The organism is Bacillus sp. LM 4-2 (assembly GCF_000978495.1).
Classification (GTDB): domain Bacteria; phylum Bacillota; class Bacilli; order Bacillales; family Bacillaceae; genus Bacillus; species Bacillus subtilis.
Genome location: NZ_CP011101.1, coordinates 1,972,921 through 1,997,929, shown reverse-complemented (window position 1 = coordinate 1,997,929; position 25,009 = coordinate 1,972,921). Strand labels below are relative to the sequence as shown.

General features: G+C 42.5%; 20 protein-coding genes, 1 tRNA gene and 1 pseudogene. 15 read left to right on the top strand and 7 right to left on the bottom strand.

Going from position 1 to position 25,009, the window contains the following annotated elements:
• The first annotated feature begins 6 nt into the window (after positions 1 to 6).
• Together bslm_RS09685 and bslm_RS09680 are read left to right on the top strand one after the other, a co-directional pair.
• On the top strand, positions 7 to 753 hold the full coding sequence (locus tag bslm_RS09685) for an ABC transporter permease (protein ID WP_046381087.1): 747 nt from the start codon (positions 7 to 9) through the stop codon (positions 751 to 753).
• Complete coding sequence (locus bslm_RS09680; RefSeq protein WP_052728187.1) at positions 747 to 1,739, top strand: ABC transporter permease; 993 nt, start codon at positions 747 to 749, stop codon at positions 1,737 to 1,739. Before bslm_RS09685 ends, bslm_RS09680 begins: the two co-directional genes overlap by 7 nt.
• Before the next feature lie 140 nt (positions 1,740 to 1,879).
• Here the strand turns inward: bslm_RS09680 and bslm_RS09675 are convergent, their stop codons facing one another.
• The 3 genes and pseudogenes from bslm_RS09675 to bslm_RS09665 all read right to left on the bottom strand — a co-directional run bounded on the left by bslm_RS09675 (position 1,880) and on the right by bslm_RS09665 (position 3,603).
• A complete protein-coding gene (locus bslm_RS09675; RefSeq protein WP_046381085.1) occupies positions 1,880 to 2,413 on the bottom strand; it encodes a GNAT family N-acetyltransferase in 534 nt (177 codons plus the stop codon).
• Positions 2,414 to 2,454: 41 nt separating this feature from the next.
• A pseudogene (locus tag bslm_RS09670) lies at positions 2,455 to 3,227 on the bottom strand (hypothetical protein).
• Between the two features lie 70 nt (positions 3,228 to 3,297).
• On the bottom strand, positions 3,298 to 3,603 hold the full coding sequence (locus bslm_RS09665; protein ID WP_032721975.1) for a DUF948 domain-containing protein: 306 nt from the start codon (positions 3,601 to 3,603) through the stop codon (positions 3,298 to 3,300).
• Between the two features lie 152 nt (positions 3,604 to 3,755).
• On the opposite strand from bslm_RS09665, the gene bslm_RS09660 reads away from it, so the two are divergent.
• From bslm_RS09660 to proB, 4 genes are all read left to right on the top strand, one after another.
• A complete protein-coding gene (locus bslm_RS09660) occupies positions 3,756 to 4,472 on the top strand; it encodes a 3-ketoacyl-ACP reductase (protein WP_046381083.1) in 717 nt (238 codons plus the stop codon).
• A 298-nt stretch (positions 4,473 to 4,770) separates the two neighbouring features.
• Positions 4,771 to 5,142: a replication termination protein gene (gene rtp, locus bslm_RS09655; protein ID WP_046381082.1), complete on the top strand. Its 372-nt coding sequence runs from the start codon at positions 4,771 to 4,773 to the stop codon at positions 5,140 to 5,142.
• A gap of 144 nt (positions 5,143 to 5,286) precedes the next feature.
• Positions 5,287 to 6,180: a pyrroline-5-carboxylate reductase gene (gene proC / locus bslm_RS09650; RefSeq protein WP_010886524.1), complete on the top strand. Its 894-nt coding sequence runs from the start codon at positions 5,287 to 5,289 to the stop codon at positions 6,178 to 6,180.
• Positions 6,177 to 7,292, top strand: a complete 1,116-nt coding sequence (proB, locus tag bslm_RS09645; RefSeq protein ID WP_042975927.1) for a glutamate 5-kinase — start codon at positions 6,177 to 6,179, stop codon at positions 7,290 to 7,292. Before proC ends, proB begins: the two co-directional genes overlap by 4 nt.
• A 50-nt stretch (positions 7,293 to 7,342) precedes the next feature.
• Here the strand turns inward: proB and gltC are convergent, their stop codons facing one another.
• On the bottom strand, positions 7,343 to 8,245 hold the full coding sequence (gene gltC, locus bslm_RS09640) for a glutamate biosynthesis transcriptional regulator GltC (RefSeq protein ID WP_046381081.1): 903 nt from the start codon (positions 8,243 to 8,245) through the stop codon (positions 7,343 to 7,345).
• Between the two features lie 146 nt (positions 8,246 to 8,391).
• On the opposite strand from gltC, the gene gltB reads away from it, so the two are divergent.
• Both gltB and gltD read left to right on the top strand, forming a co-directional pair.
• A complete protein-coding gene (gene gltB, locus bslm_RS09635; RefSeq protein ID WP_046381080.1) occupies positions 8,392 to 12,954 on the top strand; it encodes a glutamate synthase large subunit in 4,563 nt (1,520 codons plus the stop codon).
• A 16-nt stretch (positions 12,955 to 12,970) separates the two neighbouring features.
• Positions 12,971 to 14,452 carry a glutamate synthase small subunit gene (gltD, locus tag bslm_RS09630; protein WP_046381079.1) on the top strand — a complete coding sequence of 494 codons (1,482 nt, stop codon included), beginning with the start codon at positions 12,971 to 12,973 and terminating at the stop codon, positions 14,450 to 14,452.
• 56 nt (positions 14,453 to 14,508) lie between these two features.
• Here gltD and bslm_RS09625 read toward each other — a convergent pair whose 3' ends face one another.
• The gene (locus bslm_RS09625; RefSeq protein WP_046381078.1) at positions 14,509 to 15,498 is read right to left on the bottom strand and encodes a zinc-binding dehydrogenase; all 990 of its coding nucleotides are present in this window, start codon (positions 15,496 to 15,498) and stop codon (positions 14,509 to 14,511) included.
• Positions 15,499 to 15,626: 128 nt separating this feature from the next.
• On the opposite strand from bslm_RS09625, the gene yofA reads away from it, so the two are divergent.
• A complete protein-coding gene (yofA, locus tag bslm_RS09620; protein ID WP_046381077.1) occupies positions 15,627 to 16,484 on the top strand; it encodes a LysR family transcriptional regulator YofA in 858 nt (285 codons plus the stop codon).
• A gap of 181 nt (positions 16,485 to 16,665) precedes the next feature.
• Here yofA and ggt read toward each other — a convergent pair whose 3' ends face one another.
• Positions 16,666 to 18,429: a gamma-glutamyltransferase gene (gene ggt / locus bslm_RS09615; protein WP_046381076.1), complete on the bottom strand. Its 1,764-nt coding sequence runs from the start codon at positions 18,427 to 18,429 to the stop codon at positions 16,666 to 16,668.
• 184 nt (positions 18,430 to 18,613) lie between these two features.
• Between ggt and bslm_RS09610 the strand changes: the two genes are divergently transcribed.
• The 3 genes from bslm_RS09610 (at position 18,614) to bslm_RS09600 (ending at position 19,832) form a co-directional block, all read left to right on the top strand.
• Entirely contained in the window at positions 18,614 to 18,844 is a 231-nt protein-coding gene (locus tag bslm_RS09610; RefSeq protein ID WP_003231472.1) for an excisionase family DNA-binding protein, read from the top strand.
• 317 nt (positions 18,845 to 19,161) lie between these two features.
• A complete protein-coding gene (locus tag bslm_RS09605) occupies positions 19,162 to 19,707 on the top strand; it encodes a site-specific integrase (protein ID WP_003231473.1) in 546 nt (181 codons plus the stop codon).
• 52 nt (positions 19,708 to 19,759) lie between these two features.
• Positions 19,760 to 19,832, top strand: a tRNA-Arg gene (locus bslm_RS09600).
• Positions 19,833 to 19,925: 93 nt separating this feature from the next.
• Here the strand turns inward: bslm_RS09600 and iseA are convergent.
• On the bottom strand, positions 19,926 to 20,471 hold the full coding sequence (gene iseA, locus bslm_RS09595; RefSeq protein WP_046381075.1) for a DL-endopeptidase inhibitor IseA: 546 nt from the start codon (positions 20,469 to 20,471) through the stop codon (positions 19,926 to 19,928).
• A gap of 285 nt (positions 20,472 to 20,756) precedes the next feature.
• Here iseA and bslm_RS09590 point away from each other — a divergent pair, with 285 nt between their 5' ends.
• The 3 genes from bslm_RS09590 (at position 20,757) to dacB (ending at position 24,768) form a co-directional block, all read left to right on the top strand.
• Positions 20,757 to 22,148 (top strand): MATE family efflux transporter, encoded by a 1,392-nt coding sequence (locus tag bslm_RS09590; RefSeq protein ID WP_004399508.1) that lies wholly within the window; start codon positions 20,757 to 20,759, stop codon positions 22,146 to 22,148.
• 133 nt (positions 22,149 to 22,281) lie between these two features.
• Complete coding sequence (gene galM, locus bslm_RS09585; RefSeq protein ID WP_046381074.1) at positions 22,282 to 23,259, top strand: aldose 1-epimerase; 978 nt, start codon at positions 22,282 to 22,284, stop codon at positions 23,257 to 23,259.
• 33 nt (positions 23,260 to 23,292) lie between these two features.
• Positions 23,293 to 24,768: a D-alanyl-D-alanine carboxypeptidase/D-alanyl-D-alanine endopeptidase gene (gene dacB, locus bslm_RS09580; RefSeq protein WP_046381073.1), complete on the top strand. Its 1,476-nt coding sequence runs from the start codon at positions 23,293 to 23,295 to the stop codon at positions 24,766 to 24,768.
• Positions 24,769 to 25,009: the final 241 nt, after the last annotated feature.

Genomic DNA, 25,009 nt, shown 5'->3' with positions numbered 1-25,009 from the left:
AGCAAAATGAGTTTGTTAAAATTGATAACATTTGATTTTATGAATATTTTAAGGAATCCGGTTCTTGTAATAGCCAATACGGCCTTTCCTTTCGTTCTCATTCTGGTCATGGGCTTTGTTACGAAAAGCAGCTTTGGAGCAGGCGGGGTAAGTTCTTATGATTATTACGGAGTGAATATGATGATTTTCACTGCAGCTCTGATTGCTATGACGAGCTCTAATACGTTTATGGAGGAAAAGGTGAAGAAAGCGAACCTTCGTATTGTGTATGCGCCGGTTTCGACAACTAGTATCTATCTTTCTAAATTACTATCAACCTTTATATTCAGTGGCATTATGTACAGCATGAATGTGTTGATAGCCCAAACGATTTTTCATTTGAACTTTGGAGGACAATATCTTACGTATTTCATGCTTTTATTGTATGTATTTTTATTTTTCGGTTGCTGTTTTGGCACAATGTTCTGCAGTTTGTTCAAGAATGAAGAACAGGCGAATGGGATTATGCAAATTCCGATAGCTTTTTTTGTTTTCTTTGGTGGCGTATTTTTCGGAATTCATAGATTTGGAGATACCGTCAATCAGATATCGATTCTTTCTCCGATTAAATGGGTAACAGAATGTTCATTTCGTCTCATTTATGATCATGATTTCAGTATGCTGCAGCCTGTTATGTCAGGACTAATATTGGCTTCAATCATTTGTATTGCCGTTTCTCATGTTGTATTTAAGCCGGAGGGATATATATGCTGAGTTTATTCCAAAACAGGTGGGAGCGAATCCTGACCAAAAAAGCCATTATTATCATTGCATTAATCATTATCCCTCTGATGATTGGTGTTGCGATTATGTTTTCCGGGAAGCCGGTTTTCAAAGAAACAATCGCTTTTGTTACAGAACTGGACGAAGTTCATCATTTGCCGAGTGATTCTGCATTTAGAGTGGTAACGGTAGATCAGAAGCCGAAGTTTTCTGATCTGATGTTAGGGAAATATGCAGCCATTGTAGAAAAAAATCAACTTGATTACAAAGTAACCACGTTGAAAAGTAAAGCGGATCAAAAAATGATTCAGCAATTTTTTGAGACTGGAGAAATGCCAGGCAGCTACCGGGGAGAGGATGAATTAAGGACTGAACGGGGAACGGGAACGAATATATTAGGCTTTATCATGATGCTTGTATTGATGCAAGGTGTGGCATTAGCTGCGTTATATCCAGAAGACCGGATGCTCAAAACCTTCAAAAGGATTTTAGTGTCTCCCGTGCATGTGGGGAAATATTTGTTGGTTCAGTTTATCTTTACTTTTTTATGTTTATACATACCCACTTACTTGGCCATCCTAATTACAAATGTACTCTTTCATGCTGAAATTGGTTTCCGTTTAAATATTCTTGCTGGGTTACTGGGTGTTCTTACAGTGCTTGCAACAGCATTCGCTATCTTTATGGCTTCTGTGATGGATCGAAACATCAGTTTGATGACGAGTGGTATCAGTGTGATCACGTGTGTATTGTCAGGCTGTTTTATTTCTTTTGCTCCACATCATCCAGTATTAAATGCCCTTTGTGCGATACTGCCACAAAAAGCGTATATGACTTTCATTCACGGGGTAGAAATGGGGGATTCAATGTGGGAATACAAAACTCAGGTTATTTATATTTTGATGTGGTCGGCTGCGTTTTGTTTCCTTGGGGATTTTATCACAAGAAGAAGAACCAATAAAGGGATTTATGAGTAGGGGAAAAAAGTTATTAGCATTGTTTTAAGAGATGAAAATCTTGTAGGGATTGATCAAGAATCAAAACGTCATAGCTGATGCAGGTCATGAATCGGACATTTTGAAGGAAAAGGGATGTGGCACAGACCAAGAGAATACCGTCATTCTCTTGGTTTCACAATAGAGTACACATTTGTATCATATGGAGTCCCATTTTGATACATGTACTGTCTTAAAACACCTTCTTTTTGAAAACCCATTTTTAGAAGCAGACGATTTGATGCTTCATTAGCAGTAAATACAACTGCGCCAATACGCGTCAGTCCAAGGGCAGAAAATCCGTAAGATACGACCTTTGAAAGCACTTCTGATGCAAATCCGTTTTGCCAATGCTCCGGGATGATTTCATAACCGATTTCCGCGCGCCTATGCTTTTGGGCCAGAGCGTGAAAGCCTATTGTTCCGATCAGTTCTTTAGTGTCCCGTCTTTCAATTCCCCACCGTATACCGCGTTTTTCTTGATAGAGGGCAGCAAACGTTTGAATCATTGAAATGGCCTGTTCTATAGATTCCAGGTTTTCAAGTCCGTAATAGCGTGTCACCTCATGGTTTGAGAAACAAGCAAAAATGGCTTCCGCGTCCTGATCTGTCATTTGTCTAAGTGTAAGCCGCTCCGTTTCTAAAACAGGAAACATTCAACCACTCCCCACGTTTGTTTCTGTTTATCATATCCCTTTTATTTCCTCTTTTCTATAGAAAATTCAAAACTGAGGAAGCAAAAGAATGAATTTGTCTTTCTAGTTGCTCTTTGTTTTTGGCGAATTGTTTTAAACGATGGCCGTTTGCGCCTGATGGGTGGGGAAAGCCGCTAAGGCAAATCAAATTCTGGAGTCTGTACTGTCTGATCAAGGTTTCACATACTGTTTCGGCGGCTTTTCCTAACGGAATAAGAAGAGCTGGCCCCACCACATGATTGAGCTCCACAGGGAAGTGATCAAAAGCATAGGTGCTTAGGATAGGAGAGCGAGTGATGGCCGGTTTGTATCCGGTATAGTTTTTTTGCTGGATAAAGACAGGATATTTAATAACGGAAGTTGTATGGAGCATATGCCGTAAGTCACCAAAAAGCTGCGCGGCGCTTTGAATGCCAAAAGCCTGTGGCAGCCCGCATAAATCCAGCATGGTAATAAGGTTATGTCTCATCGATCCGGAGAAACCCGCTGCTATTTTTGTGTCTACTACCATTTGCTCAAGAGTCCCGCCTTGCCGCAGGCTTTCGGCGGCTGTTTCGTACGCTGTCTTCATCTGGGAAAAACCAGGCGTGATCCCGGCAATCACAAGCGAGGCATCCCGATTGATAAATTCATTATGAGGTGAATAGTAGATGCCAAGTTCGTTTTCTTGATGGAGACGAAATGGATCAGTAAGTAAATCGGACTTTGTAAGTGAAGAGGGAAGAGAATGTAGTTTTTCTGCGAACTCTTTTAAGCAGCTGCGGTTTATAATCATGTGTAAGCCTCCTCGAAAAATGAGATCCCATTTGTCCATTCTGATCGTAACAACGGGATCTCATTCATCCTTATCTGCTATTAAAATGTCCTGCCTGCCACACCTCTTTGACTGCTTGGGGAACTTCTTTCACTTCAGCTGCTGTCTGCTGAAACGCGTATTTTTTCATTTGGACATCATGCTGAATCTTCTTTTGTTTTTGCGTCAGCAGCTCTGCTTCTGTTTTTAATCCCTCGATTTGTTTTTGCATAGCCTGCGTAACAGAAGTGAGCTCCTTTAGTGCGGGGTCTATTTTTTTCTTGTTTTGGATCACATTAAACCCTAAAAATATGATAGAAATAGCCAATACTGCCAGGCTGATATAAACAATAACCATATGTTCACTCCTTTTTTCTTTTGTCATTACCCTGTTTCCGCTTTTTTAATCCAAAGAAATGATGATTGCACAGTTCGTTTGATTTGCGTATTGGATTTATTCTACTTATAATGTGATATCGTACATAGGTAAACAAAGAAAGGGTGCTTCAATTGCAAAGTTTACAAAATAAAACCGCTTTAATCACAGGCGGAGGCAGAGGGATCGGCCGTGCTACAGCTCTTGCTCTTGCGAAAGAAGGCGTAAATATTGGGTTAATCGGCCGGACTGCCGCTAATGTTGAAAAAGTGGCAGAAGAAGTCAAAGCGCTTGGTGTAAAAGCTGCATTTGCTGCTGCAGATGTAAAAGCTGCCGATCAGGTTAACCAAGCTGTAGCTCAAGTGAAGGAACAGCTCGGTGATATCGATATTCTCATTAATAATGCCGGCATCAGCAAATTTGGCGGTTTCTTAGATCTGTCAGCCGATGAATGGGAAAATATTATACAAGTCAACCTAATGGGTGTGTACCATGTCACGCGCGCGGTGCTTCCGGAAATGATCGAACGCAAAGCCGGAGACATCATTAATATTTCATCTACAGCGGGCCAAAGAGGAGCAGCTGTAACAAGTGCTTACAGCGCTTCTAAATTTGCCGTTCTCGGGTTAACAGAGTCTCTTATGCAAGAAGTGAGAAAACATAATATCAGAGTCAGCGCGTTAACGCCGAGCACTGTCGCTAGTGATATGTCTATCGAATTGAACTTAACAGACGGTAACCCTGAAAAAGTTATGCAGCCTGAGGATCTTGCTGAGTACATGGTGGCACAATTGAAATTAGATCCACGCATTTTCATCAAAACAGCGGGATTATGGTCAACAAATCCTTAAAAATGAAAACCTGTCGAAAGACAGGTTTTTTTATTTGAATGAAATCCGTACCGGTAAAATGCGATATGTAAACCTGACAATCGTTTAAATTGAAGATAGCAGTGAATGCAGGCTATAATAGAACTAAGAAAACTATGTACCAAATGTTCAGTAAGAATTTATTTTCTCCGCTTCACCTATAATCAGTAAACATGAAATGACTGGACTATCAGTATTTAATATAAAGAAGGAAAACAATAAAAAAAAATTGAATATTTAGTACATAGTGTTGTCAGTGACAGAAGAAGGAGTGCATATGATGAAAGAAGAAAAAAGGAGTTCAACAGGCTTTTTAGTGAAACAGCGCGCATTTTTGAAGCTTTATATGATAACGATGACAGAGCAAGAGAGACTCTATGGGTTAAAGCTGCTTGAAGTACTTCGGTCTGAATTTAAAGAGATTGGTTTTAAACCAAATCATACAGAAGTATACCGGTCTTTGCATGAGCTTCTTGATGACGGGATATTAAAACAAATTAAAGTAAAAAAAGAAGGGGCTAAGCTCCAGGAAGTCGTCCTCTATCAATTTAAAGATTACGAAGCTGCCAAGCTATATAAAAAACAGCTGAAGGTAGAGCTGGATCGCTGTAAAAAACTGATTGAAAAAGCTCTCTCAGATAATTTTTATTAGAAACAAACACCCGGCGCAGCAGTATGAACCGGGTGTTTTCTGCTTTTCATTATACATATTTGTCGAAAAGAAACAATACAAATCAATGATGACCTTCAAACTTGACATCATTTCCTCACGTGGTAACATTTTAAACGTGTGAAAATGCGAACAAAAAAGCGAACAAAGGAGATGTTACCGATCTTTGATCAAAAGAAAGTAGCCTTTATAGGAGCAGGATCTATGGCGGAAGGAATGATATCAGGTATCGTTCGGGCCAACAAAATCCCGAAACAAAACATCTGCGTTACAAACCGCAGCAATACAGAGCGATTAACTGAACTTGAACTTCAATATGGAATCAAAGGCGCCTTGCCGAACCAGCTATGTATTGAAGACATGGATGTACTCATTTTGGCAATGAAGCCAAAAGACGCCGAAAACGCTCTGTCATCACTAAAATCACGTATTCAACCCCATCAATTAATATTGTCGGTCCTTGCCGGCATAACCACCTCTTTTATTGAACAATCATTGCTTAATGAACAGCCTGTTGTCAGAGTGATGCCCAACACTTCCAGTATGATTGGCGCTTCTGCAACAGCTATTGCCCTTGGCAAATATGTGTCGGAAGACTTGAAGAAGCTGGCCGAAGCATTGCTCGGATGCATGGGCGAAGTCTATACAATCCAAGAAAATCAAATGGATATATTCACCGGGATTGCAGGCAGCGGCCCCGCGTATTTTTATTATTTAATGGAATTCATTGAAAAGACAGGCGAGGAAGCGGGCCTCGATAAACAGTTATCTCGAAGCATCGGCGCACAGACACTTTTAGGTGCCGCAAAAATGCTCATGGAAACAGGAGAACATCCTGAGATCTTAAGAGATAATATCACGTCACCGAACGGAACGACAGCAGCGGGGCTGCAAGCCTTGAAAAAAAGCGGCGGCGGAGAAGCGATTTCTCAAGCAATAAAGCATGCGGCTAAGCGTTCAAAGGAAATCAGCGAAGATATCGAAAAAACTGCAGCGCCGCTATCAGGAGTGATAAAGTGACGCCTGATACAAGCATGAAAAGAGTCGTTGTGAAGATTGGAAGCAGTTCATTAACAAGCCTTCATGGAGAAATCAGCATTCGAAAATTAGAAGCGTTGGTCGACCAGGTCGTCAAACTCAAAGACGCCGGTTATGAAGTGATTTTGGTTTCCTCAGGCGCAGTGGCGGCAGGATATCGGAAGCTCGGATTTATCCAAAGGCCCGAGAAGCTTCCAGAAAAACAAGCATCAGCTTCAATCGGCCAGGGATTGCTGATGGAGGCTTATTCAAAGCTGTTCTTGGCACACGGCTATGTCGCATCCCAAATTTTAATTACGAGAAGCGATTTTTCTGATGAATATCGATACAACAATGTCAGGAATACAATGAATGTACTGCTCGAGCGCGGCATTATCCCGATCATAAACGAGAATGACACAGTTACTGTCAATCGGCTCAAGTTTGGCGACAATGATACGCTCGCGGCAAAAGTCGCAGGTTTGATTGATGCAGATATGCTTGTGATTTTATCAGATATAGACGGATTATATGACGGCAATCCGCGCACAAATCCAGAAGCGAAAAGGATACAGCGGGTAAGTGAAATAACACCTGACATCGAAGCATGCGCAGGTGACACTGGGAGCATCGTTGGCACCGGCGGCATGCGCTCTAAGCTTGATGCGTTTAAAATCGTAATGGCGTCTGGCATTAAAGGTTTCCTAGGTCAGGCAGATGCCGGCGATATTTTATACCACGCCGTTCATGAACAGGCGGAAGGCACCTATTTTGAAGCAGAAGGAACGCTTCCGTTGAATCAAAAGGAGCAATGGATCGCTTTTAATTCCGGCCCGGAAGGTGAAATGATTTTATCAGATGATTGTTCACGAAAAATAACAAACGGCCAATCGAGTTTATACCTGGACGGTGTACAGAAGATTAAAGGGAAATTTAAAAGCGGTTCAGTTGTTCGGCTGATGGATTCAAAAGGGACGGAAATCGGCCTTGGAATCGTCAATTACTCTTCTGTACAGCTTCAAGAACCGGAAAAGAAAAAGGAACTGACAAACAGAGCTCTAATTGATCAAGAAGCATTTGTTTGCCATGTGGATTTTTCTTTACCTGTAAATTAATTTGCAGAAAAAAACCCGAAGCTTCTATATAGAAGCTCGGGTTCATTTTTTTATTGATACTGCTCCAGCTTAGAGAAAAATTGAATGACAAACTCATAAAAATCATTCGCAGAAGGCGCAAGCTCTCTATTTTTCGGTTTAATGATTCCGACAGTCCGTTTTACTTGAGGGAACTCAATTGGAATTTTCACAGTAAAACGAGGTGTTGTTTCAGCAAAAGTACTTTCAGGCAGAAGGGTAACGCCCATTCCTGCGGACACTAACCCTTTGATAGCATCCAAATCCTCACCCTCCGTGGAAACGAGAGGAGCAAAGCCTGCTTGTTTGCAAGTATCAATTGCCATCTCTCTAAGTACAAATCCTTCCGGGAACAATACAAATTGGTCGTTGCGCAAATCGATTAAATGAACCTTTTTTTGTTTAGCAAGCGGATGATTTAATGGAACAAGCGCGTAAATTTTTTCAGTAAATAATATTTTTCCCGTTATGTCAGAGAAATTCGTCGGCACCGGCCCTAATAAGGCCAGATCAATATCGCGGTTTCTGACAGCTTCAATCAGAAACTTATAGGAGCCTTGGCGCAACAAAAATTCGACGTGCGGATATTCTTCTTTAAACGCTGAAATGACAGTCGGCAAAAGCTGGCTGGCGAGGCTTGTAGGAAAGCCGATCTTTACCGTTCCGCGATGCGGGTCAAGATACTCATCAATTTGTTCTTTCGCATAATCAATGGCTTTCATCGCCGTTTTCACATGAATCAAAAATTCTTTTCCGATTGGCGTGAGTTTGATATTTCTCCCTTCACGCTCAAATAAGGTCACATTTAATTCTTCTTCAAGATTGGCAATTTGTCTGCTGATTGCTGATTGGGCCACATGCAAATGATCAGCGGCTTCTGAAACGTGTTCTCTTTCAGCCACCTCCATAAAATATCGCAGTTGGCGCAGCTCCATGTTTGTCTCACATCCATCTATCTCATTTTGAGATTCTTTTGATCTAAATTATATATTGTTTATATCGTTTTGAAAACCTACAATGATTATAGAGTTGTTAGATTTTATGACCGGTATTATCGGAAATTGATCGGGGGAGAGGAATTATGACGTACAATCAAATGCCAAAAGCTCAAGGTCTCTACCGTCCTGAATTTGAACATGATGCATGCGGAATCGGCCTATATGCACACTTAAAGGGCAAGCAGACTCACGACATTGTCAAACAAGGACTTAAGATGCTTTGCCAGCTAGACCATAGAGGAGGGCAAGGCAGTGATCCGGATACAGGAGACGGAGCCGGCTTACTGGTTCAAATCCCTGATGCTTTCTTTAGAAAAGAGTGCAAAGACATCAATCTGCCAGAAAAAGAACGTTACGGGGTAGGAATGGTCTTTTTCTCACAGAAAGAAGATGAAAGAAAAAAAATTGAAAAGCAAATCAATGCACTGATTGAACAAGAAGGCCAAGTCGTTCTTGGATGGAGAACTGTACCTGTAAATGTCGGAAAAATCGGAACAGTGGCGCAAAAAAGCTGTCCGTTTGTCCGTCAGGTATTTATCGGCGCAAGTTCTGACCTAAAGGACAATTTATCTTTTGAACGAAAATTGTATGTCATTCGTAAACAGGCTGAAAATTGGGGAGTAACGGAAGGTCTTGATTTTTATTTTGCCAGTCTTTCAAGCCAGACCATTGTTTACAAAGGCCTTTTAACACCTGAACAGGTTGATGCATTTTATTCTGATCTGCAAGACGAAGCATTCGTTTCTGCTTTTGCGCTCGTTCATTCACGCTTCAGTACCAACACATTCCCTACATGGGAAAGAGCGCATCCTAACCGCTATTTGGTTCACAACGGTGAAATTAACACCCTTCGCGGAAATATCAACTGGATGAGAGCACGTGAGCAGCAATTTGTTTCTGAAAGCTTCGGTGAGGACTTAAACAAGATTTTGCCGATTCTCAATGCTGATGGCAGTGACTCTTCCATTTTGGATAACGCATTTGAGTTTTTTGTGATGGCTGGACGCAAACCGGCACATACGGCAATGATGCTCATTCCAGAGCCTTGGACGGAAAATACGCATATGTCCAAGGAAAAAAGGGCGTTCTACGAGTACCATAGCTCCCTGATGGAGCCTTGGGACGGACCGACAGCTATTTCATTTACTGACGGTAAACAAATCGGGGCGATCCTTGACCGGAACGGTCTCCGTCCGGCCCGTTATTATGTCACAAAAGATGATTATATTATTTTCTCATCTGAAGTAGGCGTTATTGAAGTTGAACAGGAGAACGTTTTATATAAAAACCGCCTTGAGCCTGGGAAAATGCTTTTAATCGACCTGGAAGAAGGCCGTATTATCTCCGATGAAGAAGTCAAAACACAAATTGCAACTGAGTATCCGTACCAAAAATGGCTTGAAGAAGAGCTTGTACAAGTAAATCCTGATCCGGAGTCAAGAGAAGAAGAACAATTTAGTGATCTTCTTACTCGCCAGAAGGCATTCGGATACACATATGAGGATATCCAAAAGTATCTAATTCCTGTTATTAAAGAAGGCAAAGATCCCCTTGGTTCAATGGGGAATGACGCTCCGCTTGCTGTACTTTCTGACCGAGCGCAATCGCTGTTTAACTACTTTAAACAGCTGTTTGCACAAGTAACGAACCCGCCAATCGACGCGATTCGTGAGCAGCTTGTCACTTCAACGATGACTTGGCTCGGTGCGGAAGGCGATCTTCTTCATCCAAGTGAACGAAATGTTCGCCGGATTAAACTGTATACACCTGTTTTATCCAATGAACAGTTTTACGCATTGAAAACGATTGTTCATCCTGATTTAAAAAGCCAAAAAATTGATGTGCTGTTTTCAGAGGATCTTGAACGCGGTTTAAAGGACATGTTCACACAGGCAGAGAAAGCCATCAGCCAAGGCGTAAGTTTGTTAATTTTATCAGACAAAAAGATGAACGAACGACTGACACCAATTCCGCCGCTTCTGGCAGTAAGCGCACTGCACCAGCACTTAATCCGCAAAGGGCTGCGTACGAAGGTCAGCATTATTGTGGAATCGGGAGAAGCACGTGAAGTGCATCACTTTGCAGCGTTAATCGGTTATGGCGCAGATGCGATTAACCCTTATCTCGCTTATGCGACCTACAAGCAGGAAATTGATGAAGGCCGTTTGGATATCAGCTATGAAGAAGCGGTTAGCAAATATGGAAAAAGCATTACTGAGGGCGTCGTAAAAGTGATGTCCAAGATGGGAATTTCAACTGTGCAAAGCTACAGAGGCGCACAAATCTTTGAGGCGGTAGGAATCAGCCGCGATGTGATCGACCGCTATTTCACAGGTACTGCATCACAGCTAGGCGGCATCGATTTACAAACAATTGCAGAAGAGGCACAGCGCCGCCACCGGGAAGCGTATCAGGATGATTACAGCAAAACGCTTGAACCGGGAAGTGACTTCCAATGGAGAAATGGCGGAGAGCATCATGCGTTTAATCCGAAAACGATTCATACTTTGCAATGGGCGTGCCGCAGAAATGATTACAATCTGTTTAAACAGTATACAAAAGCGGCTGATGAAGAACGCATCGGATTTTTGCGGAACTTGTTCGCATTTGACGGAAACCACAAGCCTTTGAAGTTGGAGGAGGTTGAATCCGCTGAATCGATTGTCAAACGTTTTAAAACGGGTGCGATGTCATTCGGGTCCTTGAGTAAGGAAGCGCACGAAGCTTTAGCAATCGCAATGAACCGTCTTGGAGGAAAAAGCAACAGCGGTGAAGGCGGAGAAGATCCCAAACGCTTTGTTCCAGATGAGAACGGCGATGATAGAAGAAGTGCGATTAAACAAATTGCATCCGGACGGTTTGGTGTCAAAAGCCATTACCTCGTCAATGCTGATGAGCTGCAGATTAAAATGGCTCAAGGTGCTAAGCCGGGTGAAGGCGGGCAGCTTCCTGGCAACAAGGTATATCCATGGGTTGCCGATGTCCGTGGGTCAACGCCAGGTGTCGGATTAATCTCACCTCCGCCACACCATGACATTTATTCGATTGAGGATTTAGCCCAGCTGATCCACGATTTGAAAAATGCCAACCGTGACGCAAGAATCAGCGTAAAGCTGGTGTCAAAAGCAGGTGTAGGAACAATCGCTGCAGGTGTTGCCAAAGCGACTGCAGATGTCATTGTGATCAGCGGCTATGACGGAGGTACAGGCGCTTCTCCGAAAACCAGTATTAAACATACAGGGCTTCCGTGGGAGCTTGGCCTTGCAGAAGCACATCAAACACTAATGCTGAACGGACTTCGTGACCGTGTTGTATTAGAAACAGACGGAAAGCTCATGACGGGCCGCGACGTTGTGATGGCTGCCTTGCTCGGCGCCGAAGAATTTGGTTTCGCAACGGCTCCGTTAGTTGTACTCGGCTGTGTCATGATGCGTGCCTGCCATTTGGATACATGCCCTGTCGGTGTAGCGACACAAAATCCAGAGCTTCGCAAAAAGTTCATGGGAGATCCTGACCATATTGTGAACTATATGCTGTTCATTGCCGAAGAAGTTCGTGAGTACATGGCTGCGTTAGGCTTCAAGACATTTGATGAAATGATCGGCCGCACTGATGTACTTCATGTAAGTGAACGGGCAAAGGAGCACTGGAAAGCAAGCCAGCTTGATTTGTCTACCCTTCTTTATCAGCCTGAAGGGGTGCGGACGTTCCAATCGCCGCAAAATCATAAAATTGATCAATCACTTGATATTACAACAATTCTCCCGGCCGTACAAGAAGCCATCGAATCTGGAAAAGAAGCTGATATTTCGATTGAAATCAATAATACAAATCGTGTAGCCGGAACGATAACCGGCAGTGAAATCTCAAAGCGTTACGGAGAAGAAGGTCTTCCTGAAGATACAATCAAGCTGCACTTTACCGGATCAGCCGGCCAAAGCTTTGGAGCTTTCGTTCCTAAAGGGATGACGCTTTATTTGGACGGAGACTCAAATGATTACGTCGGAAAAGGGCTTTCTGGCGGAAAAATCATCGTCAAGTCACCAGAAGGATTCAACTCTGCTTCGGATGACAATGTCATTATCGGCAACGTGGCTTTTTACGGTGCGACAAGCGGAGAAGCATATATTAACGGGCGTGCTGGTGAACGCTTTGCCGTTCGAAACAGCGGAGTGAACGTAGTTGTAGAAGGCATCGGCGACCACGGCTGTGAATACATGACTGGCGGCAGCGTTGTCGTTCTCGGTGATGTAGGCAAAAACTTTGCGGCAGGTATGTCCGGCGGAATCGCTTATGTACTGACCGAAGATGTCAAAGCGTTTAAACGCAAATGCAACCTTGAGATGATTTTATTTGAATCATTAGAGGATGAGAAAGAAATCCAGCAAATCAAAGCAATGCTTGAAAGACATACTGCGTATACAAACAGCCAAAAAGCAGAAGATCTGCTAGATCAATGGGAAGACAGTGTGAAAAAATTCGTCAAAGTCATTCCGAAAAACTATAAACAAATGCTCGCAAGCATCGAAGAGCAAAAAGCTGCAGGTTTATCAGATGAAGAAGCCATCATGTTCGCTTTTGAGGCCAACACGAAGCCAAAGCAGAATACAGCAGCATCGGGACAAAAACAAGCGGTAGTACAGTAAGGAAGGGGAGAGGAACATGGGGAAACCAACTGGATTTATGGAGATCAAACGAGAAAAACCTGCGGAGCGGGACCCTCTCACTCGCTTAAAGGATTGGAAAGAATATTCTGCTCCTTTTTCAGAAGAAGCATCGAAACGGCAAGGGGCGCGGTGTATGGATTGCGGTACACCGTTTTGCCAGATCGGTGCGGACATTAACGGATTTACATCCGGCTGTCCGATTTACAACTTAATTCCTGAATGGAATGATCTTGTCTACCGGGGCAGATGGAAGGAAGCATTGGAACGTCTGTTGAAAACAAACAACTTTCCTGAATTCACAGGGCGGGTATGTCCCGCTCCTTGTGAAGGATCATGCACTTTAGCGATTTCAGACCCGGCCGTATCAATTAAAAACATCGAGCGGACCATTATCGATAAAGGATTTGAGAACGGCTGGATTCAACCTAGAATTCCAAAAAAACGAACAGGCAAAAAAGTTGCTATCGTCGGGTCGGGCCCAGCCGGACTGGCGAGTGCTGACCAGCTGAATCAAGCGGGGCATTCTGTCACTGTTTTTGAGCGCTCAGACAGAGCGGGCGGCCTTTTAACATACGGCATTCCAAACATGAAGCTTGAGAAGGGCATTGTAGAACGCCGAATTAAATTGCTGACGCAAGAGGGAATTGATTTTGTCACGAACACAGAAATCGGTGTTGACATTACAGCTGATGAGCTAAAGAAGCAATTTGATGCTGTGGTCTTATGCACAGGCGCTCAAAAACAGCGGGACCTCTTAATTGAAGGACGCGACTCAAAAGGAGTCCATTACGCAATGGACTACCTCACACTTGCAACAAAAAGCTATTTAGATTCTAATTTTAAAGACAAGCAATTCATTGATGCCAAAGGGAAAGATGTCATCGTAATCGGAGGCGGAGATACAGGAGCTGACTGTGTGGCTACCGCTCTGCGTCAAAAAGCCAAAAGCGTGCACCAATTCGGCAAACACCCGAAACTTCCGCCAGCCCGCACGAATGACAATATGTGGCCTGAACAGCCACACGTCTTTACGCTTGAATATGCATACGAGGAAGCAGAAGCAAAATTCGGAAGAGATCCGAGAGAATACTCCATTCAAACGACAAAAATGGTCGCGGATAAAAACGGAAAGCTGAAAGAGCTTCATACCATCCAAATGGAAAAAGTGAAAAATGAGCATGGAAAATACGAGTTCCGCGAGCTGCCTGGAACGGAAAAAGTATGGCCTGCTCAGCTTGTCTTTATCGCTATCGGCTTTGAAGGCACAGAACAGCCGCTGTTGAAACAGTTCGGTGTTGATTCAGTAAATAACAAAATCAGTGCAGCATATGGGGATTATCAAACAAATATCGATGGTGTATTCGCCGCAGGGGATGCAAGAAGAGGGCAAAGCTTAATCGTATGGGCGATTAATGAAGGCCGTGAAGTGGCGCGTGAAGTGGATCGATATTTGATGGGGAGTTCAGTTCTTCCGTAAATAAAGGGGATTATCATATAAGAGAAACCGGTCTGGCTGCCAGCCGGTTTCTTTTTTTATTCCATTACGATCCCGATGTTTCCAAACTGTCTGCCTTCCTGCATTCTTTTATATGCTTCACATGCTTTTTCTAAAGGATATATCCGGTCAATTACAGGCCGCAGCTTATGTTTGTCAATGAAAGCGAGCATAGCTTGAAATTCCTCACCGCTTCCCATCGAGGTTCCCAAAACATTGACCTGAGGAAAGAATAGAGAACGCACCGGAAAACTGAGATTATCCCCTGAGCTTGCCCCAAAGCTGACAATACGGCCATTTGGTTTTACATGGCGGAAGTATTCCGAAAAGAGAGCAGGTCCTATGCTGTCAAGAACAACATCCGCCTTTTTTCCCTGCAACTGCTCATCCCAATTGCTGTAGCTGTCAAATGCGTAATCAGCACCTAATTGCAGCGCCTTTTTTCTTTTCTCCTCACTGCGGGAGGTCACGCTTACTGTTGCCCCAATCGCCTTAGCCATAAATAAAGCATAGGTTGCCACACCGCTGCCGATGCCGGGTATCAATAGATGCTCGCCTTTTTTTAATTGCCCCTTTGTAAACAGAGCCCGATATGCAGTTAAAGCGGATAAAGGTAAAACGCCCGCTTCTTCCCAAGATAAATAAGCAGGTTTTTTGATTGCATTTTGTGAAGGAATGATCACATATTCAGCAAGTGTTCCGTCCGAAGGACCTCCCAGAATCTCAGGTACAGGTGGTACATTCTCTGTTAAATCCCAGTTCAATGTCGGGAAAATGACTACTTCTGTCTGAACAGTAACATTTTTCACGCCTTCACCAATCTCTTCGATGATACCCGCGCCGTCAGAACCCAGTATCATGTGAGGATCTTGTTCCGATTTGTTTTTCATAAGAAACAAGTCACGATGATTCAGGCCCGCGGATTTTAATTTAACCTTTACCTCTCCGTATCCAGGCTTTGTTGATGGAACGTCCTCGACTGATAACCCCTGAAGGCCGGCTTTTCCGTTGTGAATTACAGCTTTCATGCTGTCTGCCTCCTCATTGAATTGTATTTTCATATCTTTACATATTTTACATAGCGGTTTTCTTCGAGTAAAATGAACAAATATGATAGCCAATATCACTTTTCATCATAGCAAGCAGGTGAGAGCGCGTGGAAAGCGGAGATTTAAAGATTTTTCAGGCTGTCGCCCGCGAAGGAAGCATAACGAAAGCAGCCCAAATGCTGAATTATGTTCAGTCGAATGTGACAGCCAGAGTGCATAACCTTGAGGAAGATTTGAATATCAGGCTTTTTCATCGAACGAATCGGGGGATGAAGCTGACTGCTGCAGGAGAAAATCTTTTACAATATGCAGATCAAGTATTATCGCTGTTAGACAAAGCTGAAAAATCGACCCGAATGAGCAGGCAACCAAAAGGGCCTTTGCGGATCGGATCACTGGAAACGACGGCGGTAACGCATCTGCCTGAGCATGCAGCATCCTTCCTCAGGCGTTTTCCTGAAGTGGATTTATCAGTGAACACAGCTGATACGCATCATTTGATTCAACAGGTTCTTGATCATAAAGTTGATGGCGCTTTTGTATATGGGCCGGTTGAACACGCTGCAGTTAGACAACTCCATGTTTCCCATGATGAATTAGTTTTGATTTCATCACGAGAAGGGACGGCAGAAGACATGCTTCAGCAGCCGATGCTCTTTTTTGGGGCTGGCTGTTCTCATCGTGACAGGGTCAAAAGATTACTAGAGGAAGCAGGCATACACAATCAAAAAATCATAGAGTTTGGCACATTGGAGGCTATTATAAAAGGTGTTTCCGCCGGGATGGGTACGGCGCTGCTCCCAAAGTCCGCTGTTGACGGCTCCGAGCATCGTACAAATGTATGGATTCATAAACTGCCGCCAGCATATCAAGACTTAGAGATCGTCTTTATATACAGGAAAGACTTTTTTATTACGAGTGCGTTTCAGACATTTCTTGATGAGATAAACGAAATGAAAAGATGAAGATAGACGTGCATTAGCAGAATAAAGACGTTTGTCAAAGAAGCAGTCATCATTCTGTCATTTTGGATTGCAATCAGGGATACAGAGCATCAGCAATGCCCGTTGCATCAGCAATGCCCGTTGTTATTAAAGATCTGCATGAAAAAACTGTACTCATTTGAAGCGAGTACAGTTTTTTTATTTATTTACGTTTTAAATTAATGCCGATCGCCGCGCCGTTTCTGCTTGAATCAGCTACACCTTTAAAGGTGCCGTTTTCATGGTCGATCGATATGCTTTGCACGTTTCCGATATCCACCGGACTTGTGCCGAATTTGTGGCCCATGCCGTTTAGCTTGCTGAGGACATCTTTAGGAACTCCGTCTTCGTAACGGTAAGAGCTCATGCTGTTTGTGTAAATTCTCGGCTCTTCAACAGCTTCTTTTAATTCCATACCATATTCAATGTGGTAGAGAATGGTTTGCAAAACGGATGAAATAATTGTCGCCCCGCCAGGAGATCCAACAGTGAGGACAGGCTTGTCATCCTTAAATAAAATCGTCGGGGTCATGCTGCTTAAAGGCCGTTTGTTTGGCTGTACTTCGTTAGCTCCGCCTGGTATCGCATCAAAATCCGTTAATTCATTGTTTAGGATGACACCGTAATCAGGGACCATAATACCCGTTCCGAATAGCTGTTCGATTGTTGTTGTATAGGAAACAACATTTCCCCAACGGTCAGCAACTGTAAAGTGGGTTGTTTGGCCTTCTACTTTGTCTTTCGGCTGTTCAACTTGTTTATAGTTTGCTGATCCTTCTTGGTATTTCCAAGGGTCACCGGCTTTCGGTTCTTTATTCACTTGATCTAGGTTGATTAATTGCTGGCGTTCTTTAATATAATCGGGGTGAAGCAAGCCTTTGAGAGGAACATTTACAAATTCGGGATCACCTGCGTAAGACGCACGGTCGGCATAAGACAAATGCATCGTTTCAGCAAGCAGCTGATATTTTTCCCATGAGCGGACATCGTATTGTGAAAGGTTAAAATCATCAAGGATTTTCAGCATTTGCAATAAGAAAATACCGCCGGAGCTTGGAGGAGGAGTAGTAGCGATTTGATAGCCTTGATAGTCTCCCCAAATCGGTTCATCAATTGTAATGTCGTAATTTTCTAAATCTTTTTCTGTCATTGATCCGCCGAAATCCTGGACAGTGTCAGAAAGCGTCTTGGCGAATTTTCCTTTATAAAAAGCGTTAGTGCCTTTGGAGCGAATAAGCTTAAATGTTTTAGCCAAATCCTTTTGAATAAGGGTATCTCCTTCTTTAAGCGGTTCGCCATTTGGTAAAAATACATCTTTTGCGGCAGTCCGTGAAAGTTTTTCCTGATAATCAGAAATGGCATCTGCCAACACAGAATCAATCGGAAAGCCTTTTTCAGCGAGTTTAATAGAAGGGGTAATTAATTGCTTCATCGAACGGGTTCCCCATTTATCCAAGGCTTCTTCCAGCCCTTTCAGAGTGCCTGGAACACCAACGGCAGTACCTTTTGTTACACGTTCAGAGAAAGGTATTGCTTTTCCGTTTTCGTCCAGAAACATATCAGGAGTTGCGCCTGCTGGAGCACGCTCACGGCTGTCGATTATCGTTGTATCCTTCGTTTTTCCGTCATACACCATCATAAAACCGCCGCCGCCAATACCTGACATCATCGGCTCTGTTACATTGAGTGCAAATTGAATGGCAACCGCTGCGTCAATAGCATTTCCTCCTTTTTTCAGCACATCAGCACCGATTTCAGAAGCAAGAGGATGTGCGGTCGCAACCATGCCGTCTTTTCCAACATCTACTTGTTTGTACTCATCGTAGCTTTTGGGCGGTTTTTTAGCTTCCGCGTGAAAAGGGACACTTCCAGCGACTAACAGAACACTAAGCAGAGCTGTTAAACAGACGTTCCACGTTCTTTTCATGTTCTCCCTCCTATATGAAGCTGTATTGTTACAATCTTAGCGTAAAAAAATTACAGCGTTTTCACAAGTGACAAATGGTATATTATATAGTGCATAAAGCCGTTTTTCTGTGCAAAATTGATTATATTGATATGAGCCATGTGCTATATTAGAATCAGCATACGGATTAAGAAGGGACTGCTATATGTATTTAACGATTGAAGAAACAGCAGAATATACAAATCTTTCAGAGGATTATATTAAAAGCTTGGTGCTCGAAGGGAAAATCAGAGCCGTTCATGACGGGGAGCAATTTTTGATTTATAAGGAGCAGTTCAAAACGCATCTTGAACAGCTGGAGAATTACAAAGCACTTGTGCAGGAAATATTAAATGAACCAATCCCGGAAGATATTGATGTAAAGGATGAGGATTAGGACACAATTTGAAATTGTGTCTTTTTTTGTATGTTTTTTTGCGGAAGCTCCTGAAAATTGGGAGCTTCAGATTTCGTTTTAAGAGGTTTTTTTATGATTGGCAGGGGGATAAGTATCCAAGAGGTTAAAAGCTTTATAAGAGGCTTTAAAGCTTATTTTATAGGGTGAAGGTTTGAAGAAGCTTTTTTAAAAGCTTATGTAACACTATGTATATTATGTTACATAAATGCCGCCGCACTTTGACATTCAACGTTTTCCAGCTATAATAGTAACATAAACCTCAAAATGTTACATAACGGTTTTTAAGGAGTTTTTTGATGCATATTGTACAGCCGATTCGCAGTCTAGAGAAAATCCAAGAAGTCAAACAGTATTTGCTTAACAAAAACAAGCGGGATTATTTTCTGTTTATTTTCGGCATCAACAGCGCGCTCCGCATTTCTGATATTCTGCCGCTGCAAGTGAAGGACGTTCAAAATAAAGATCATTTATGGGCGACTGAAAGCAAAACGAAAAAGAAAAGAAAGATTCTTATTTTAGAATCGCTGAAACAGGAAATATACGAGTATACGAAAGACATGAAGGAAAACGAATATCTTTTTAAATCAGTGCGGACCAGGAAGCCGATTTCCCGCATACAGGCCTACAGAATTTTAAGAGAGGCCGCTGCGGCGTGCGGACTTGAGGAGATAGGAACGCATACACTCCGGAAAACGTTTGGCTATCATTTTTATCAGCGAACGAAAGACATCGCCGAGCTGCAGAGAATACTGAATCATTCATCACCATCAATTACAATGCGGTATATCGGTATTGATGAAGATACGACAAGAGCCGCATATAAGGTTTTTGGAGGGCTTTAATACAAATCGCTTGAAAATATTGATCATCAGAGCTACTATATAAATACCAAAAGCTCTAGTAGCACAGCGGATAGTGCAGCAGTTTCCTAAACTGCAGGTCGGGAGTTCGAATCTCTCCTAGAGCGTTATATTCACAAAAAGACAACAGGCACTTTTCGCCTGTTGTCTTTCTTTATGCAAACCAAATAAAAAACGCCCGCTTATACCGGGCGTTTTTCTTATATAACTGCGTCAAATTGATTGACTTTCCATTTTTTATTTTCTTTCACAAATGTCACTTTCCGTTTTGCAGAAGGGGATCCGTCTAATGTAGGGACGGTAAATTCGTATGTGATTGTGCTGTCTTTTTTAGAGATCAGTTTAGCAGTTGATTTTTTCCAATTCAAAAGATTGTCTCCGTCACCGATTGGAACAGCAAGTTTTCCTTTTGAAACAGTGAAATGATAATCTTTAAAGCCTTTTTCGATTGCTGTTTTTGTAAAAATAGGAGTTAAATAATTCACCGCTTTTGCTTTAGTGCCTAGATCACTGCACATGTATACATATTGAAGATTTTGATACTCGAATGTGCCTGATGGGCAAACTGCTTTTTTCGCCTTCGGATTGTGGCCGCTCATGGTGTTCCAAAAATGTTCTCTAGCGGATAATGCCAACTGTAATGCTTGTTTTTGTGATAAATCGCCTGATGTATTTTTCGCAAATGCATTTGTGCTTAATGACAGAATAAGTGCAATGGTTGTTAGAAATAGAAGACATTTTTTCATTATCGCTCTCTCCTTCAAAATCTCTTTCTCTTATGTTACAAATGTTACAATAATTACGTATAGATTACAATACTTTTGCATAAATTATTTTTTATTCTTTTACTCACAAAAAATACGGCATTACTTGCTAGTTTATTCTTCATAAGCTAAAAAGATGTGTAAAATTAGAAGAATCGGGAAGGGTTTCATATGTGCAGTGATGAATAATAACATGTTACATATCCTGTTTTTGTCAAAAAATGAGGACATGTTTAAAAACGATTTCAAATAAAGGAGTCCTTTAATATGGAAACATCACAAGAACCTCTTGTAACTCAAAAGAAAAGCAAACCATCAGTTTGGCGGTCGATGTCACTCTTTTTGGTGCCGCTTCTGCTGAGCAATGTGCTGCAATCGGTCGGCCAGCTAGTCGGGATGATGGCTGTAGGCAGATGGCTCGGTGTTGATGCAGTGGCAGCTGTATCATCCTTTTTCCCGTTATTTTTTCTTTTAATCTCATTTACAATTGGGATCGGTTCAGGAAGTTCGATTCTGATAGGACAAGCTTACGGAGCGAAAAATGAGGAACGGCTAAAGGCTGTTGTCGGGACGACGCTCACGTTTACATTTTTATTAGGCGTTGTGTTAGCCGTTATCGGCAGTATTTTCACCCTGGATATCCTTCGTTTAATGGGAACACCTGAAAATGTCATTCATGTCAGCGCTAACTATGCACGTATTTTATTTTATGCTATGCCATTTATGTTTTTATATTTTGCATATACTACCTTTTTGCGCGGAACAGGAGATTCCAAGACACCGTTTTATACGCTGATTGTGAGCACGGTCATCAACATCGCGCTTTTGCCTGTTTTAATCCTTGGCATGTTTGGTTTTCCGAAACTGGGCATATACGGCTCGGCATATGCAACTGTCATTTCCACGATTGCGACTTTTCTCGTGTTAATGGTGTATTTACGAAAGCGAAAACACCCGCTGCAATTTGATAAAACAGTGCGTCGTTATTTGAAAATGGATAAGGAACTGCTGGTTCTTCTGCTGCGTCTTGGGGTCCCAGCAAGCATCAATATGATTCTTGTCTCATTATCAGAGATAGCGGTTATTTCATTCGTCAATCATTACGGCTCTAATGCAACAGCTGCATACGGAGTGGTCAACCAGGTGGCCAGCTATGTACAGATGCCGGCCGTCAGCCTTGGTATTGCGGTTTCTATTTTCGCTGCGCAATCGATCGGAGCAAACGAGTTTGACCGCTTAAAGCAGGTCATTCGCGTTGGGATTTGGCTGAATTATATCATTGGCGGCGTACTGATCATTCTGATCTATGTTTTTTCACATCAGATTTTATCGTTATTTTTAACCGAGCAAGAGACGCTTTACATTGCGCACCGTCTTTTGATGATTACATTGTGGAGCTATTTGCTGTTTGGAAATGCCCAAATTATTTCTGCAACGATGCGGGCAAGCGGAACGGTTTTATGGCCGACCGTCATCAGTATTTTTGCAATCTGGGGAGTAGAGGTGCCTGTCGCTTTCGTCCTTTCTCACTATACAAAGCTTGAAATACTCGGCGTCTGGGTTGGTTATCCAGCTGCGTTTGCCGTCAGCTTGCTGTTGATTTATGGGTATTATCAATTCGTCTGGAAAAAGAAACAAATCACACGTCTCATCCAATAGCCTCCGAATCACACCGTTCATAAGTTTGAACGGTGTTTTTTTATTTGATAGGGGAAAATATAAAATGGAGGAAATATGGTACAGTACATTGAATTCTTATACTAGCAATGAATCAAGGAGAGGTTGAGTAAACATGGCAAACTTTATTGAAAAAATGACTTATTTGGGAACACCGGCCATCAAAGCGGGCAACGAACATCTAGAAATGATTGTTGTCCCTGAGTGGGGGAGCAACGTCATTTCTCTCGTGGATAAAACAACAAATGTCCAGCTTTTGCGTGAACCGGAAACAGCAGAAAGTTTTCACGACACACCAACATTGTATGGCATTCCAATCCTGTTCCCGCCTAACCGCATAAGTGACGGTACATTCAGTTTCCGGGGCAGAACGTATCATTTTGATATCAACGACAAGGATAAACACAACCATCTTCACGGGTTTCTTTACCATGAAAAGTGGAATGTCGTGACCACGAAGCAAACTGATGAAGAAGTGATTGTTGAAACAGAAATTGATCTTTCTGAGCTTCCCCATGTGCAGAAGCAATTTCCTCATCATGCCGTCGTTCGGATGACATACACAATCAAGGAGAATACCCTATTTAAACATGCGACGGTCATGAACAAAGGAAAGGAAGCGTTTCCTTGGGGAATTGGTTATCATACTACATTTATATTTCCGGCAGAAAGCTCATTATTTTCCCTGACAGCAGATCAGCAATGGGAGTTGGATGAACGCCTGCTGCCGACCGGGAAGCTGATGGATGTCCCGTATAAAGAAGCTTTGCATGAAGGAATGGATTTGCGCCACAAGCAGCTGGATGATGTCTTTTTATCTTCTTATCAGAAGAGGGGCGGAGAAAACCAGGCAGTCATTTATCATCAGCATGCACATATCAGCATTATTTATAAGGCAGATGAACAGTTTAAACATTGGGTTGTATACAATGCGGACGGAAAACAAGGGTATTTATGCCCTGAGCCTTACACATGGGTGACAAACGCAGTGAATCTTGATTTACCTTCGTCACTCACTGGTTTACAAGTGCTGGAGCCGGGAGAAGAAACGACAGCTAAAAGCAGTATCACCATTGAACTGAATCATCAATAGCCAATGATGAAGCGCAGAGAGGCGGGGAAATTAATGAAAAAAAGCATAAAGCTTTATGTTGCTGTTTTACTGCTTTTCGTCGTTGCTTCGGTGCCTTATATGCATCAGGCTGCGCTTGCCGCTGAAAAACAAGATGCACTTTCCGGGCAGATCGATAAGATTTTAGCTGATCATCCTGCCCTCGAAGGCGCAATGGCCGGCATCACCGTTCGCTCTGCGGAAACAGGTGCTGTTCTATATGAACATTCAGGAGACACCCGAATGAGGCCTGCCTCTTCTCTAAAGCTTTTGACAGCGGCCGCGGCACTTTCTGTCCTTGGCGAGAACTATTCTTTTACAACCGAGGTCCGGACGGATGGAACACTGAAAGGGAAAAAGCTGAATGGTAACCTTTATTTGAAAGGGAAAGGCGATCCGACACTTTTACCATCTGATTTTGACAAAATGGCTGAGAAATTGAAACATTCCGGCGTAAAAGTAATTAAAGGCAATCTGATCGGTGATGATACGTGGCATGATGACATGCGATTATCACCTGATATGCCTTGGAGCGATGAATACACATATTATGGCGCGCCAATCTCCGCTCTAACAGCGTCTCCAAACGAAGACTATGATGCAGGCACTGTGATTGTTGAGGTCACCCCAAATCAAAAAGAAGGGGAAGAGCCTGCCGTGTCTGTCTCTCCGAAAACCGATTATATAACGATAAAGAACGATGCTGAAACGACTGCTGCCGGTTCAGAGAAAGACCTCACAATCGAAAGAGAGCATGGAACAAACACGATTACAATTGAAGGGAGCGTACCGGTTGACGCAAACAAGACAAAGGAATGGATTTCTGTCTGGGAGCCTGCCGGATATGCCTTAGATTTATTTAAGCAGTCACTAAAAAAACAAGGTATTACTGTGAAAGGGGACATCAAGACGGGTGAAGCACCTAGTTCTTCAGATGTGCTGCTCTCTCATCGCTCAATGCCTTTATCGAAACTTTTTGTGCCGTTCATGAAATTAAGTAATAACGGACATGCCGAAGTGCTCGTAAAAGAGATGGGGAAAGTGAAAAAAGGAGAAGGGAGCTGGGAAAAGGGGCTCGAAGTGTTAAACAGTACGCTTCCGGAATTTGGTGTTGATTCTAAATCACTCGTCTTAAGGGACGGATCAGGAATCTCACATATTGATGCTGTATCCTCAGATCAACTTTCACAGCTGTTATATGACATTCAGGATCAGAGTTGGTTCTCGGCTTATCTAAATTCTTTACCTGTTGCGGGCAATCCTGACAGAATGGTGGGCGGAACGCTGAGAAACCGCATGAAAGGCACTCCTGCACAAGGAAAAGTAAGAGCAAAAACCGGATCGCTCAGTACGGTAAGCTCTCTATCGGGGTACGCAGAAACAAAGAGCGGAAAAAAACTTGTTTTCTCTATTCTTCTAAATGGATTGATTGATGAAGAGGATGGAAAAGATATTGAGGATCAAATCGCTGTCATTTTGGCGAATCAATAATAGCGGCAGACCTGTTTTCCAAGAGAAAACAGGTTTTTTTATGTCTGTAATAATGCTTTGTCGAACCTTCCAACAATTAGAAGAATGATGCACAAAAGCAAATTAGTCCGATTAAAAAGTAGTGTATAAGACCTTATGTAAAACAATACTTTTATCACTTTATATCCGGAAATTTGATAAAAAAAGAAACGAAAAATAAAGAAATAATACTATATTCAAAAAAATGTTATAAAAATTTAAT